Origin of the sequence: Plantibacter sp. CFBP 13570 (assembly GCF_014841395.1) — a bacterium.
GTDB classification, from domain to species: domain Bacteria; phylum Actinomycetota; class Actinomycetes; order Actinomycetales; family Microbacteriaceae; genus Plantibacter; species Plantibacter auratus.
In genome coordinates this window covers 111580-125279 of the sequence record NZ_JACYTW010000001.1, presented here as the reverse complement: position 1 = coordinate 125279, position 13700 = coordinate 111580, and the positions used below count along the sequence as shown (strand labels likewise).

The 13700-nt window shown below is 69.3% G+C and carries 13 protein-coding genes; 6 read left to right on the top strand and 7 right to left on the bottom strand.

All coding sequences use genetic code 11. The annotated features are described in order from the left end of the window. Window positions 1–30: 30 nt before the first annotated feature. The 3 genes from IFT89_RS00570 to IFT89_RS00560 are packed head-to-tail and all read right to left on the bottom strand — an operon-like array spanning window position 31 to window position 3549. Window positions 31–912, bottom strand: coding sequence for an ABC transporter permease (locus IFT89_RS00570; protein ID WP_079704282.1), 882 nt, complete (start codon window positions 910–912; stop codon window positions 31–33). After that, entirely contained in the window at window positions 909–1982 is a 1074-nt protein-coding gene (locus IFT89_RS00565) for an ABC transporter permease (RefSeq protein ID WP_244650514.1), read from the bottom strand. The genes IFT89_RS00570 and IFT89_RS00565 overlap by 4 nt, the downstream gene beginning before the upstream one ends. Further along, a complete protein-coding gene (locus IFT89_RS00560; protein WP_197977346.1) occupies window positions 1966–3549 on the bottom strand; it encodes an ABC transporter substrate-binding protein in 1584 nt (527 codons plus the stop codon). The genes IFT89_RS00565 and IFT89_RS00560 overlap by 17 nt, the downstream gene beginning before the upstream one ends. Window positions 3550–3723: 174 nt before the next feature. Between IFT89_RS00560 and IFT89_RS00555 the strand changes: the two genes are divergently transcribed. Further along, window positions 3724–4284 carry an Lrp/AsnC family transcriptional regulator gene (locus IFT89_RS00555; protein WP_079003723.1) on the top strand — a complete coding sequence of 187 codons (561 nt, stop codon included), beginning with the start codon at window positions 3724–3726 and terminating at the stop codon, window positions 4282–4284. Between the two features lie 33 nt (window positions 4285–4317). Here the strand turns inward: IFT89_RS00555 and IFT89_RS00550 are convergent, their stop codons facing one another. Further along, on the bottom strand, window positions 4318–4701 hold the full coding sequence (locus IFT89_RS00550; RefSeq protein WP_198425018.1) for a hypothetical protein: 384 nt from the start codon (window positions 4699–4701) through the stop codon (window positions 4318–4320). Between the two features lie 181 nt (window positions 4702–4882). Between IFT89_RS00550 and IFT89_RS00545 the strand changes: the two genes are divergently transcribed. The 3 genes from IFT89_RS00545 to IFT89_RS00535 all read left to right on the top strand — a co-directional run bounded on the left by IFT89_RS00545 (window position 4883) and on the right by IFT89_RS00535 (window position 9055). Next, complete coding sequence (locus IFT89_RS00545; RefSeq protein WP_202937915.1) at window positions 4883–6295, top strand: aminopeptidase P family protein; 1413 nt, start codon at window positions 4883–4885, stop codon at window positions 6293–6295. Between the two features lie 130 nt (window positions 6296–6425). Next, complete coding sequence (locus IFT89_RS00540) at window positions 6426–7904, top strand: SulP family inorganic anion transporter (RefSeq protein WP_124770051.1); 1479 nt, start codon at window positions 6426–6428, stop codon at window positions 7902–7904. A 65-nt stretch (window positions 7905–7969) separates the two neighbouring features. Beyond that, the gene (locus tag IFT89_RS00535; RefSeq protein WP_192019996.1) at window positions 7970–9055 is read left to right on the top strand and encodes an NYN domain-containing protein; all 1086 of its coding nucleotides are present in this window, start codon (window positions 7970–7972) and stop codon (window positions 9053–9055) included. Between the two features lie 91 nt (window positions 9056–9146). Here the strand turns inward: IFT89_RS00535 and IFT89_RS00530 are convergent, their stop codons facing one another. After that, window positions 9147–10430, bottom strand: coding sequence for a M18 family aminopeptidase (locus tag IFT89_RS00530; RefSeq protein WP_202937914.1), 1284 nt, complete (start codon window positions 10428–10430; stop codon window positions 9147–9149). A 63-nt stretch (window positions 10431–10493) separates the two neighbouring features. Here IFT89_RS00530 and IFT89_RS00525 point away from each other — a divergent pair, with 63 nt between their 5' ends. Beyond that, complete coding sequence (locus IFT89_RS00525) at window positions 10494–11858, top strand: LssY C-terminal domain-containing protein (RefSeq protein WP_307783354.1); 1365 nt, start codon at window positions 10494–10496, stop codon at window positions 11856–11858. After that, on the top strand, window positions 11855–12352 hold the full coding sequence (locus IFT89_RS00520) for a ribosomal maturation YjgA family protein (protein ID WP_124767802.1): 498 nt from the start codon (window positions 11855–11857) through the stop codon (window positions 12350–12352). The genes IFT89_RS00525 and IFT89_RS00520 overlap by 4 nt, the downstream gene beginning before the upstream one ends. Before the next feature lie 8 nt (window positions 12353–12360). Here the strand turns inward: IFT89_RS00520 and IFT89_RS00515 are convergent, their stop codons facing one another. Both IFT89_RS00515 and IFT89_RS00510 read right to left on the bottom strand, forming a co-directional pair. Beyond that, the gene (locus tag IFT89_RS00515) at window positions 12361–12648 is read right to left on the bottom strand and encodes a hypothetical protein (protein ID WP_202937913.1); all 288 of its coding nucleotides are present in this window, start codon (window positions 12646–12648) and stop codon (window positions 12361–12363) included. Window positions 12649–12708: 60 nt separating this feature from the next. Next, on the bottom strand, window positions 12709–13578 hold the full coding sequence (locus tag IFT89_RS00510) for a DUF429 domain-containing protein (protein ID WP_202937912.1): 870 nt from the start codon (window positions 13576–13578) through the stop codon (window positions 12709–12711). Window positions 13579–13700 lie beyond the last annotated feature (122 nt).

The window sequence follows — 13700 nt, the reverse complement described above, 5'->3', positions numbered from 1 at the left end:
CTTTCGGGTCGCTCGCACCGCGTGCGCCGCTCACAGCGCGCGCCCCTGGACGGCTTCCTGCGACCGGGGGTCGAGGGCGTCGCGGAGGGCGTCGCCGAGGAAGTTGAAGGCGAGCACCACCGTGAGGATGGCGAGTCCCGGGAAGACCGCGATCCACCAGGAGGAGAAGTTCTGCACCCCGTCGGACACCATCGCCCCCCAGTCCGGCGTCGGCGGGACGGCACCGAGGCCGAGGAACGAGAGACCCGACAGCAGCAGGATGGCCGTACCGACGTCGAGTGTGGCGAGCACGACGACCGGCGACACGACGTTCGGCAGGATGTCCTTGCCGAGCGAGGTGAACGGTCCATTGCCGAGCAGACGACCGGCGATGACGTACTCGGCACCCCTGGCTCCGATGACGAGTGAACGCGTCACTCGGGCGTAGGCCGGCCACGACACGATGAGCATCGCGATGACGGCGTTCGTGAGGCTCGGGCCGAGCGCAGCCGCGATGACCATCGCGAGGATGATCGTCGGGAACGCGAACACGAGGTCCGCGATCCGCATGATGGTCTCGTCGAGGGCCTTGCCGAAGTAGCCGGCGATCGCCCCGAGCAGCGAACCGATGAGCATCGCGAAGATCACGAGCATGAGGGCGAGCGGGATCGAGACCTGCGCGCCGCTGACGACCCGGGACAGGACGTCGCGGCCCACCTGGTCGGTGCCGAACCAGTGCGCGGCACTCGGGGCCTGCAGCCGGTCGAAGTCCTGGGCGAGCGGGTCGAACGGCCGGATCCACGGCGCGAGCACCGCGACGAGCAGCCAGAAGAGCACGATCACACCACCCGCGACGGCGAGCGGGGTGCGCAGCTGCTTCGAGATGCGGAGGCGGCCCTTGCGCTTGGTCTGGACGGCGAGGACGTCGGTCATGCCACCCTCACTCTCGGGTCGATGAAGCCGTACAGCACGTCGACCAGGAAGTTCAGGCCGATGTACACGAAGCCGACGATGAGCCCGACGCCCATGATCGCGGGCAGGTCGAGTTTGGTCGCCGCGGAGTACGCGTACTCGCCGAGGCCGTGCCAGGAGTACACCTTCTCGACGAGGACCGTCCCGGACAGCAGCGAACCGAAGGCGACGCCGAGCACGGTGATGATGGGGACGAGCGCCCCGCGGAGGACGTAGCGGGTCACGACGACGTGGCCGGGAAGGCCCTTCGCCCGCGCTGCCCGGACGTAGTCGAGGTCGAGCACCTCGAGGATCGCCGACCGCGCGAAGCGGGTGAGCAGGCCGATCGTGTAGAGCGCCAGGACCGAGGCGGGCAGGATCAGGTGGGCGATGGCGTCGCCGAAGGTCGACCACTGGCCGGCGAGCAACGCGTCGATCGTGTACATCCCGGTGACCTTCGGCGGCGGGATCGCCGCGGGCGAGAGTCGCCCGGAGCCCGGGAACCAGTGCAGCTGGGAGAAGAACACGAAGTAGACGACGAGGGCGAGCCAGAACGACGGCACCGAGATGCCGATGAGGCTCACGACCCGGATGACCTGGTCGGTGATCGTCTTGCGTCGCAGCGCGGCCCACATGCCGAGACCGACGCCGATGATGATCGAGATGACGATGGCGGTGAGCGCCAGTTCGGCCGTGGCCGGGAAGGCACGACCGAGTTCGTCCGCGACGGCGCCGCGGGTCTGCTGCGAGGTCCCGAGGTCACCCTGGAACAGGTTCGCGACGTAGGTGACGTACTGGACGGGCAATGGCTTGTCGAGGCCGGCGTTCTCGCGGAACTGCGCGACGATCGTCGGATCCGCTGCGGCCTGCTCACCGAGCGCCGCCTGCACGGGGTCCGCGGGGACGAGGTTGGTCAGCGTGAAGGTGACGAGCGTCACCCCGAACATCAGGAGGACCGTGAGTCCGAGCCGGATGCCGAGGTAGCGCGCGAGCGGGTGGAGACCCGCTCGCGCGCTGGACGTCGTCGGTGTGACGCTACTTGATTCCGGCAAGATCGACGGTCCACGTCGGGTTCAGCGGAACCTCGGTGATCGTGGTCGCGGTGACCACGTTCTGCGCCGGCTGCAGGAGCGGGATGAACGGTCCGCTCGCGTTCTGCGCCTTCTGGAGGTCCTGGTACGCGGCGGCACGGGCGTCCGTGTCGGTCGCGGCGAGCGCCGCGTTCGCGAGGTCGGTCACCGTCGGGTCGGCGCCTGCCGGCCAGCCCGCGCGGAGGCCGACGAGCTCGCCCGGCGTGAACGCGAGGTAGTTCGACGGGTCCGGGAAGTCCGGGCCCCAGTACCAGAGACCCACGGTCTCCTTGCCGTCGCGGTAGGCGTCCAGCTCGGTGGCGACCGGAGCCGGGGCGAGCGTGATGGTGATGCCGACCGACTTCAGCTGCGCCTGGACCGACTCGGCGATGCTCTGGAGCGAGAGCCCCTGCACCGTGATGTCGTTCGGGAAGTTCAGCGTGACGGCTTCGCCGGCGTAGCCGGACTCCTTGAGGGCCGCCTTCGCCGCATCGGCGTCGAACTGGTTGCCGTCGGCCGCGTCGAGCGCCCCGTTGAAGATCGAGGGGATGAAGCCACCGGGACGGACGGAACCGTCGCCGGCGAGGTCGACGATCTTGTCGTAGTCGATGCCGAGCTTGACGGCCTCGAGGAACTTCGGGTTGCTCGTGATGTCGCTGATCGCGGGGTCCTGGTTGAGCATGAGGAAGATCATGTAGCGCGAGGGGTTCGCGATGATCTTCACCTTCGAGTCGTCGAGCTCGGAGACCTGGTCGGGGTTCAGGTCGAGGGCGACCTGCGAGTCACCGGCCTCGACGTTGAGCTTCTGCGTCGGGCCCTGCACGTTGCGGAGGACGACGCGCTCGTACGCGGGCTTGGTCCCCGTGTACTCGGGGTTCGCCGTGAAGACGACCTGCGAGGCGGCGTCGAAGGATTCGAGCTTGTACGGGCCGGAGCCCGCGGAAGTGGTGTTGAGGAACGACTCGGCCGCGTCGTCGGCGGTCGCGCTGCCACCGTTCTCTTCGACGACCTTCTTGTTCACGACGCCGAGGGCTGGGTTCGGCAGGATGAACGGGAGGGCGGGGTTCGGCGTCGCCGAGGTGAGCGTGAGGGTCGTGTCCGAGGTCTTCTCGATCGTGACGCCGTCGAGCAGGAAGGACGGGTTGCCCTTCACGCCCTGGACGCGCTGCAGCGAGAACACCGCGTCGTCGACGGTCACGTCGGAGCCGTCGGAGAACTTCTTGCCGTCCTTCATCGTGAGGGTCATCACCGTGTTGTCGGCGTTCATCTCGTAGCTCGCGAGGCCGTCGACGGGGGCGGTGACGTCGTCGCCCTTGAAGGTGAGGAGGGTCTCGTAGAGCGCCTTCGCGACGATCGAGCCGGTCGTCTCGTACTCGCGGTTCGGGTCGGCGGTCTTGAGGTCGAAGGACGCGTCGACGACGAGCGACTTGCCCGCGCTGTCATCGGAGCCACCTGAGGGGGAGCAGGCGCTGAGCGCAAGGCCGGCGGCGAGGGCGAGGCCGAGGGCCGCCATGCCGCGCCGGCTCGTGCGGCTGAAGGATCGTGACAAGGTGGAGCTCCTTATCTGGTTGGAGGGATGAGCTGAAAGTAGTGCGATACGCGATCATTCGTCAATCCACAAGCCGTTACCAAAGAAGAATTGTCTCGATTTCGCGGCGAATCTGCCATATCCTCTCAATCGACCGCCAGGACCACCGCCGAATCTGGACGTTTGGAGCAATCGATGCAACTCGACGACACCCACATCCGCATGTTGGAGCTGCTCCGGGAGGACGGGCGGGCTTCGGTCGCCGCGCTCGCGGAGGAACTCGGGATCTCCCGCTCGAACGCCTACTCGCGCTACGAGGCGATGCTCCGCGCCGGCGTCCTGAAGGGGGTCCACGCGGAGATCGAGCCGGCCACGGTCGGGCTCGGTGTCGCGGCCATGGTCTTCATCACGCTGCGCCAGAGCCAATGGGCGGACTTCCGCGCGCGGCTGTCCTCGGTCCCGGAGCTGGAGTACTTCGCCGTCACGACCGGCGAGCACGACGCGATGATGCTGATCCGGGCCCCCGACGTGGCGGCGATCCACGAACTGGTCGCCACCCGGCTCGCGCAGTGGCCGTCCATCAAGGCGACGACGACCGTCTTCCTCATGGACGAGGAGCGGTCGAACGTGTCGCTCCGCATGACGAGGTCCGAGCGCACGAGCGTCGAGGACTCCGGCGAGCGCTTCGGCATGACGCGGTTCGTCCGCACGAGCGACGAGCGCGCCCAGCGGGTGCCGGAGCGACGCGGACGCTGACCGGGCGTCGGTGGCGCGCCGGCCCTGGCCGGTTCAGGCGGCGGCGATCTCCCGACAGACGCTGACGTGGGCCTGCCCGTCCGGGCCGATGAAGTCCTCGGTGAGGACGAACGAGCCGTCCTCGGCGCGGGAGATGATCGAGCTCGCTTCGCCGCGCGTCGTCAGGTCGCCGGCACGATTGCGGTGCACGAACGAGATGTCGATGCGTTCGCCGGTGCGCACCCCGCAGAACCGTCCGACGGAGACGGTGTCGCCGACGTATTCGCCCCAGAGCACACCGTGCGTCTCGTGGTAGACGAATCGCGTGGGCGCGTCGGCGTCGACGACGCTCGCGGACGACGACACCATGTCGAACACCTTCGCATCGAGGTTGAAGTCGAGCGTGGCGCTGGTGCCGGTGTCGGCGGTTCCTGTCATGCCGTCATTCTGCGGAGGCGTCCGAACAGGTGTCAACCTGCCGACGATCCGTCCATCCCGCCGGTCGCCTGAGCCGGTCGGACAGGACGAAACGCCGGATCAGACGGTACGGACGAGATGTTCCGCTGGCTCCGGGACCCGCAGCTTGACGGCGTCCACCTCGGGTGGCTTACTGATCTCCATGTGTCCAGACAGCCTGCAGTTCCGCGACCCCCGCACCCAGCCACTCCCCCGGGACGACGCGTTCCGCGAGTACCTCGCGACGGGCTGGGGCGCAGTGGACCGCTCCGTCGACCTCGCCGAGGGTGCCGGCGCAGCCGCAGGGCGTCACCGCGACGTCATCAGCGCCCAGTTCCCCGGCCACTGGCTCGTGGTCACCGCGGGACGCGCCGTGACGCGCGCGAACGACACCGAGTTCCCGTTCCGGCCCGACAGCGATTTCGTGTGGCTCACCTCCTGTCAGGCGGAGGGCGCGGTCCTCGTCATGCAGCCGACCGCCGGTGGGCACGACGCGACGCTGTACCTCGCCGAGCCCGTCGGTCCTGGTGAGGAGGCGTTCTACGCCGACGCCATGCGCGGCGAGCTCTGGATCGGCCCGTCCGCCGGACTCCCCCAGTGGGCGGAGGCGCTCGGCATCGAGGTCCGCTCGCTCGAGGTGCTGGACGAGTCCCTCGCGCTCGTGCCGACCGACGCGCTCCGCGCAGGCGCGCCGGAGCCCCGGGTCGACGGTCGATTCGCGGCGTCGCGAGCGCTCCTCATCGCCCTGTCCGCCGCGAAGCTCGTCAAGGACGACTGGGAGATCGCGCAGCTCCGCGCCGCGGTGGACGCCACGGTCGGCGGGTTCCGCTCGGTCGCGCGTGAACTGTCCGCCGCCATCGATTTCGGCGGAGAACGCTGGTTGCAGTCGACCTTCGAGCGCCACGCCCGCACGTTCGGCAACGGTGTCGGGTACTCGACCATCATCGGCAGCGGACCACACGCTCCCACGCTGCACTGGACGCGCTGCGACGGTCCGGTCCTCCCCGAGCACCTCATCCTCATGGACGCCGGTGTCGAAGCTCGCTCGCTGTACACCGCCGACGTCACGAGGACCTTCCCGGCGAGCGGGTCCTACACCGCGGCCCAGCGCGAGGTCCACGACCACGTCGAGCGGGCCCACCGCGCCGCGATGTCGCAGGTCGGCCCCGGCCGGTCGTTCATCGACATGCGGAACACGGCCTACGAGCAGATCGCCACGAGCCTCCGCGACCTCGGCATCCTGCAGGTGTCGGTCGACGAGGCGATGTCGCCGAACGGCCAGCAGCACCGCCGCTACCTGCCGAGCGGCACCGGCCACCATCTCGGACTCGACGTGCACGACTGCGCCCGCATCGGTGACGAGCGGTACCTCGACGAGCCGTTGCAACCGGGCGCCGTCCTGACGGTCGAACCCGGCCTCTACTTCCACGCGAACGACCTCACCGTGCCGCCGGAGCTGCGCGGCATCGGCGTCCGCATCGAGGACGACCTGCTCGTGACCGCCACCGGCCACGAGGTCCTCTCCGCAGCGCTCCCGATCAGCGCGGACGGTCTCGAGGCCTGGTTGCGGAGCTGACCGACGGTTCACGACTCAGGACGGTCGCCGCGTGTCGCGGCCCTTCCGTTCGGCGCGAGCAGCGACTCGCCGGGGCGTCCTGCGTTGTGAACGCGCCTAGGCTTGCACGGTGAGTCAGCCCGACGCGCCCATGCGCACCGCCGTCCGCCCGAGCCCCGGCGTCATCGCGACCCTGCGGAACCCCAGGGCTTTCAGTGTCGAGATCCTCGCCGGGATCGTGACGACGCTGGCGCTCATCCCCGAGGTCATCTCCTTCTCGATCATCGCCGGCGTCGACCCGAAGGTCAGCCTCATCGCCTCCGTCGTCCTCGCGATCTCGATGTCGATCCTCGGCGGGCGCCCGGCGATGATCACGGCCGCCGCGGGAGCCGTCGCCCTGGTCGTCGCGCCGCTCGTCAAGGATCACGGCGTGGAGTACCTGCTCCCCGCGGTGATCCTCGCGGGCCTCATCCAGATCGTGTTCGGCGTCACCGGTCTCTCCCGACTCATGCGGTTCATCCCCCGCTCGGTGATGATCGGCTTCGTCAACGCGCTCGGCATCCTCATCTTCGTCGCCCAGGTCCCCCACCTGCTCGGCGTCCCGTGGCTCGTCTACCCGCTGTTCGTCATCACGGTGCTGATCGTCCTGCTGCTCCCCAAGCTCACCACCGCGGTGCCGGCGCCGCTCGTCGCCATCGTCGTCGTCACCGCGATCACGATGATCGCGCACGCCGCCGTGCCGACCGTCGGCGACCAGGGCGACGTCTCCGGCGGCCTCCCCGGGCTGACCGCGCTGCTCGTGCCGCTGAACCTCGAGACGCTCGGCATCATCTGGCCGACCGCGCTGAGCGTCGCGTTCGTGGGGCTCATGGAGACCCTCCTCACGGCGAAACTCGTCGACGACATCACCGACACGACGTCGTCGAAGGGGCGCGAGTCGTGGGCACTCGGCGTCGCCAACATCCTGGCCGGTTGGTACGGCGGGATCGCCGGCTGCGCGATGATCGGTCAGACGGTCGTGAACGTCAAACTGGGCCGCGCTCGGACGAGGATCTCCACCTTCATCGCCGGCGTCTTCCTCCTGCTGCTCGTGACCGCGCTCAGCCCGGTGATGGCGCAGATCCCGATGGTCGCGCTGGCCGCCGTGATGATGATCGTCGCCATCAAGACCGTCGACTGGCACAGCGTGCGCCCGTCGACCCTGCGACGGATGCCGATCCCCGAGACGGTCGTGATGGTGGTGACCGTCGCGGTGGTCGTCATCACCCACAATCTCGCGATCGGCGTCGCTGCAGGAGCCGTCCTCGCGATGGTGCTCTTCGCGCGGCGCGTGGCCCACGTGATCCGCGTCCGCCGGGTCCTCGCGGACGACGCCGCCTCCGTCCGCTACAGCGTCATCGGCCCCCTGTTCTTCGGCAGCAGCAACGACCTGGTCGAACAGTTCGACTACGCGGCCGATCCCGCGGACGTCGTCGTCGACTTCACCGCCTCGCAGATCTGGGACGCCTCGAGCGTCGCCGTCCTCGATGCTGTGCAGGAGAAGTATGCCGCGCACGGCAAGGAGGTCGTGTTCACCGGACTCGACGAACGCAGCTCGGCCTTCCACGGGAAGCTCACCGGCCACCTCTGAGCCGAGGGCTCCCCCGCCCGACGACGAAGTCGCCGATTCGCAGGCCACCAGAGGATGATGGAGTCATGGCAGAAACCGGAACGCCCAGAGTCGCGGTCTACATCGACTTCGACAACATCGTCATCTCGCGCTACAACCAGCTCTACGGGAAGGCGGCGTTCAGCCGGGATCGCGCGCGGTCCCACGTGCCCTCCGCCGCACCCGAAGGCGATGAGATCTCCGAGCGCCTGCAGGCCGCTCGCGTCGACGTGGGCGCCATCCTCGACTACACCTCGTCGTTCGGGAACATCGTCATCAGCCGTTCTTACGCCGACTGGTCCGAGCCGGTCAACTCCGCGTACCAGAAGGACCTCGTGGACCGCGCGGTCGACCTGACGCAGATGTTCCCCACGACGAAGGCGATGAAGAACGGTGCCGACATCCGCCTCGCCGTCGACGTCGTCGAGGACCTCTTCCGTCTCCCCGACCTCACGCACATCGTGATCGTCGCAGGCGATTCCGACTACATCTCACTCGCCCAGCGCTGCCGACGCCTCGGACGCCACGTCATCGGGATCGGTGTCGCAGGCGCGACGAGCCGAGCCCTCATGGCGGCGTGCGACGAGTTCTCCGACTACGACGACATCCCCGGGATCGTCCGCCCGGTCGTCACGCGCACGCCCCGGACCCCCGCCGCCGTCGAGAGCACGGCGGAGGTCTCCGCTGAGGAGACACCGAAGTCCACGCCCAAGTCCGGCGGGCGTCGTCGCGCCTCGTCCGGGTCCACGCCGACGGCCGAAGCACCGGTCGCCCAGACACCTCCGCGGATCGGCGGCCTCTTCACCGAGCCGGTCTTCAGCCACCGCGACGCCGACGACCTGGACGACACCGACGACGAGACCGCGGACCCCTCCGGCCCCGACGCACAGCGTGCGGCGACCGAGCTCCTCGTGCGTGCGCTCCGCCTTGTGCACGCCAAGAACGACGACGAGGACTGGCTCCTGAACGCCGAGGTGAAGAACCAGATGATCCGCATGGATCCGGCGTTCAAGGAGAAGCCGCTCGGCTACCGCTCGTTCAGCGACTTCATCAACTCCCGCTCCGACCTCGTCGAGGTGAACCCGGACGCGAGCCCCGACGGACGTCGTCTGCGACTGCGCGAACTGGGCTGAGGCCGGCCCCGCAGCCGGAGATCAGCGCCGCAGCAGGACCGTCCGCCTTCGGGCGTCCTGTTCCCGCGCGGATGTCCTGCTGCGGCGCTGCTCAGGCGCCTCGGAAGAACGCCTGGACCGCTGCACTCAGGGCGGTCGGATCGTCGATGTGGCACAGCTCGCGGGCGGAGTGCATCGACAGCAGCGGCGTCCCGACGTCGACCGTCCGGATGCCGAGCCGCGTCGCGGTCAGCGGGCCGATGGTCGAGCCGCACGGCACCGTGTTGTTCGACACGAAGTCCTGTGAGGCCACACCTGCGGCGGCGCAGCTCCGGGCCCACAGTGCGGCCCCGAGGGCGTCGGTGGCGTAACGCTGGTTCGCGTTGATCTTGAGCAGTGGCCCGCCACCGGCGATCGGACGGTTGGCCGGGTCGTGGCGCTCCGGGTAGTTCGGGTGGATCGCGTGGCCGGCGTCTGCTGACAGGCACCAGGAAGCCGCATAGGCCTGGAGCCGTTCGGACGTCGTCGCGCCCAGCGATGCGCCGATGCGGGTGAGGACGTCGTCGAGGAACGGACCGCTGGCACCGGACGTCGAGGCCGAACCGAGCTCCTCGTGGTCGAAGGCGGCGAAGACCGTGATGTGTCCGGCGTCGTCCGTCGCTCCCCCGTAGCTCGCGGCCAGCAACGCCGCGAGTCCGGCGTGGACCGAGGTCAGGTTGTCCATGCGTCCGGCGGCGAACAGCTGACCGTCGAGACCGAATCGCCGAGGCTCCTGGGTGTCGGCGACGAGCACGTCGTACCCGGCGATCGCGGTGGGGTCGACACCTGCGATCGTCGCCAGGTGCGCGAGCACGTCGGCGTGGGCGAGGTCGCCGACCCCGTACACCGGCTGCAGGTGGCGCTGGCGATCGAGGACGAGGCCGTCGTTGACACCTCGATCGAGGTGCACGGCGAGCTGCGGGATGCGCAGGAACGGGCCGGTGCGGACGAGGTGCACGGTGCCGTCGAGCGTCACCAGGCGTCCGGCGAGTTCGAGCTCGCGGTCGAGCCAGGAGTTGAGAAGCGGTCCCCCATAGACCTCCACGGCGGCCTGGAGCCACCCGTGAGCGCCGGTCGTCGGCTTCGGCTTGAGTTTGAAGCTCGGCGAGTCGGTGTGCGAGCCGAGGATGCGGAACGGCGTCGTGGCGTGGGCCTGCTCGGGCTGCACCCAGGCGATCACCGCGCCCTCGCGTTCGACGAAGAACCGGCCGGCGCCGCCGCCCCAGGACTCGGTCTCGAGCCGCCGGGTGAAGCCGGCCGCCGTGAGGCGCCGAGCACTCTCCGCGACCGCGTGATACGAGGTGGGCGAGGCGACGATGAAGTCGGCGAGGTCGGTGATGTGGGCGACGGAGTCCATCCCACCATCCTCCCACCACTCACGCACCCGGCACGTGGATGCACCAGGCCCTACCCTGGACGGGTGACGAAGACCCGCAGCGACCTCATCGGGCCCGCAAGCGGCCTGTCCGAGGATCGTCGCGGACGGATCGCACGCATCGTCGACGGTTGGTTCTTCGCCTTCGGCACGGCTGCGGCCGTCTTCCTGGCGTACGTGCTGCTCACCGAGGCGTTCGCGCGCGGGTGGGCCCAAGCCTGGTTCATCCTCGTCATCTACCTCGTCATCGCCTACCTGATCCTCCCCCGCCTGCACACCGTGCTGTCGCGCGTCTACCTGCCCGACTACTTCATCGGACGCACTCGCACGCGCGAGGGCATCCTCGGTGATCCCGTGAACCTCGGCCTCCGTGGTCGGGAGGAGCAGATCCACATGGCGATGCTCTCGGCGGGCTGGACGCTCGCCGACGACCTCGGCCTGCGCGCGAACCTGCGGATCGTGACCTCGACGCTGACCAGGCGCAGCTACTCCGAGGCACCCGTCTCGTCGCTCTACCTGTTCGGTCGTCCCCAGGCGTTCTGCTACCAGCAGGAGGTCGACGGCAGTCCCGGGAAGCGGCACCACGTCCGGTTCTGGCCGACCCCCGAGAGTTGGCTGCTCCCGGGCGGCTACCAGGCGGATTGGCTGGCCGCCGGGACGTACGACCGATCGGTCGGCATCAGCGTATTCACCCTGCAGGTGACCCATCGGATCGCCGACGACGTCGACGACGAACGCGATCACATCGTCGCGTCGATCGCGGCCGCGGACCTCGGGGCGTCGACGTCCGTGATCGACAACTTCTCCACCGGCTACCACTCGCGGAACGGCGGAGGCGACGCGATCGTCACCGACGGCGACCTGCCGATCATCGATCTCAGCGCCGTGGTCGTGCCGCCGGCGGCGACCCTGCCGGCCGCCGACGCTCCCCCGACGCGCTCCCTCATCCGGGCCGGCGACCCGCGGCCTTTGGACACCACCGTCGGCGTGGTCCTCATGGTCGTCGCGGCGCTGTCCACCGTGCTCTCCGGCGCCCTCCTGGTCTCCGATTGGAAGCAGGTCATCTCGGAGGCCCGCGCGACAGCTGCGACGGCTGACGACGTCGTCCTCATCCCGTGGGTGGTCGGGGCCGTGCTGGCCCTGTCGGCCGTGGTGACGCTCTGCTACCTCGTCCTCGCCTGGCGGGTCCATCGGGGAGGCAATCTCGCGCGGCTGCTCGCCATGACCTTCAGCTCGACGTCCATCGCCACCCTCGCCGCGAGCTATGTCGCCGGCGCCGGCGGATTGACCCTGCAGACCAACCTGATCGGCTTCGCGGTCGACTGTTCCATCATCCTCGCCCTCTCCGGAACCGAGGCCCGTGACTGGGCCCGTGGGCGACAACGACGCACCCGGAGGACGAAAGCATGACCGACGCACCCGACCAGACGGACGAGGGGCCACGCCCCGCCACCTCGCTCAAGCGCGCGCTGCTCCTCGGCGCAGCCATCATCACGATCGTCGCCGGGCTGACGGTGCACTGGTCGGTGGCGGCAGCCTGGGCGAACCCCGTGACCAACGCGCTCTACACGGTGCTCGTCGCGCTCCTCCTGGCCTTCGCCGCCCCACGGCGTCCGCTGTGGCAGATCGCCCTCGGCGCGTTCGGCTTCTCGGCGGCGATCGAGTGCTTCCAGGCCACGGGCGTGCCGGCCGCACTCGCGGACCAGTGGCCGCCCTCGGCGCTCGTGCTCGGCACGACGTTCATCCCGACGGACTTCATCTCCTACGCCCTGGGCGCGGCGGCGTTCCTGTTCCTGTCGCTCGCCATGTCGCTGGTGATCCGTTGGGTTCGCAACGACATCCTCGAACGACGCGCACGGGCGGACCGGGCGGCGCGGCGCCGATCGGACTCCGGACCCGCCTGACGGGTGCCCTAGCCGCGAGTCGTCTCCCCGTACTGGACGTGCTCGAGGTCGAAGACGGCCTCCGCCAACGCCGACCTCGCCGCTTCGAACTCGACGTCGTCGGGGTGACCCACCACCCGTGCGTGCTCGAGGTGCCAGGTGGCACTGCGCAGGAGTTCGACGGTCGTCGGAGCGGGGGAGGGCGCTCGCGTCGAGGCCGCGGGTGACGCGTCGGCGTTCGCCGCTCCGCCGGGGACGAACTCGATCGTGTTCGATTCCGCCGGAGCGTCGTCCTGAGCGTATGCCTTCTTCTTCATATGTCCTTCATCGAGGTTGTGAACTGTTGTGGCTTGCGGCGCGACGGGCTCCAATGGTGGCTAGGATGCCAGTCCTGGAGACGAAGTGATATATGCCGACATCGGAATGTCCGGCTTGGGGCGCTGTTCGGGTCGCGCCATCGCGAGGAGCGTCGGAACACGCCCACGGTCGTCCGGAGCATCCGAGGCACCGAGGACCTGGAACCGTTCGAGCCCCCAACGGGACCAAGCGGATGCCGTCCACGCGCAGATGGCCGCGTCGATGAGGTCCTCGCGGTGCTTGTGCGCCGACTCCTCCAGCGGCGACGGTTCCGCGACGAGGAGCGCCGTCACCGGGTGGGTGTCGAGGTCGAGTGGCGGAGTCGCCGAGGTCAGCGCCTGCAGGCGCGAGATGAGGTCGTCACAGACCTCCGCGCGGCGTCGCCGTCGCTCGGCGACTGGGAGACCGGGGTCGAGGCGCTTGTAGCGGGGCCGCGCATCCGGATACCCGAACTCCTCGGCACCCACCAACGTGGTGTGGGGATAGGCCTCGAAGAACACGACGGCATCCGCCGCCGGCGTGCTCAGTCCGTCGAAGTATTGGAACCCCGCCGCCTCCAGCGCCGTGAAGAGCGCGACACCACCGAGCGCGGGCAGGCCGAGGTTCGACGGGTAGGCCGAGACCTGCCAGCGCCCGTACCGCTGCCCGACCTCACGTTCACAGAGACGCATGCCGGTCTCGTTCTGGACGAGCAGAGGGGCGTCGACCGCGATCACGGAGCCCGGTGAGGCGGTGGCGACGATCCAGGCGACGACGGCGTCGATCCCCACGGCCCACCCGGCCTCGATGACGGTCCCGGTCTCGTCGATGCACACCAGTCCCGACTCGTTCGCCGCGCGGGAGCCGGTCCCCTCGCCCCAGGCGAGGTCGACTCCGAGGAAGCGGGTCACGAGCGGTTCCTTCCGGTGGACGCGGCGAGGCACCGCCTCCCGAGCCTACTGGGCAGACGTCGACGACTCCTCGGATCCGGCGGCGGGCCGGAGGTGAGGAGTCGTCGAGCGTCCCGACCACG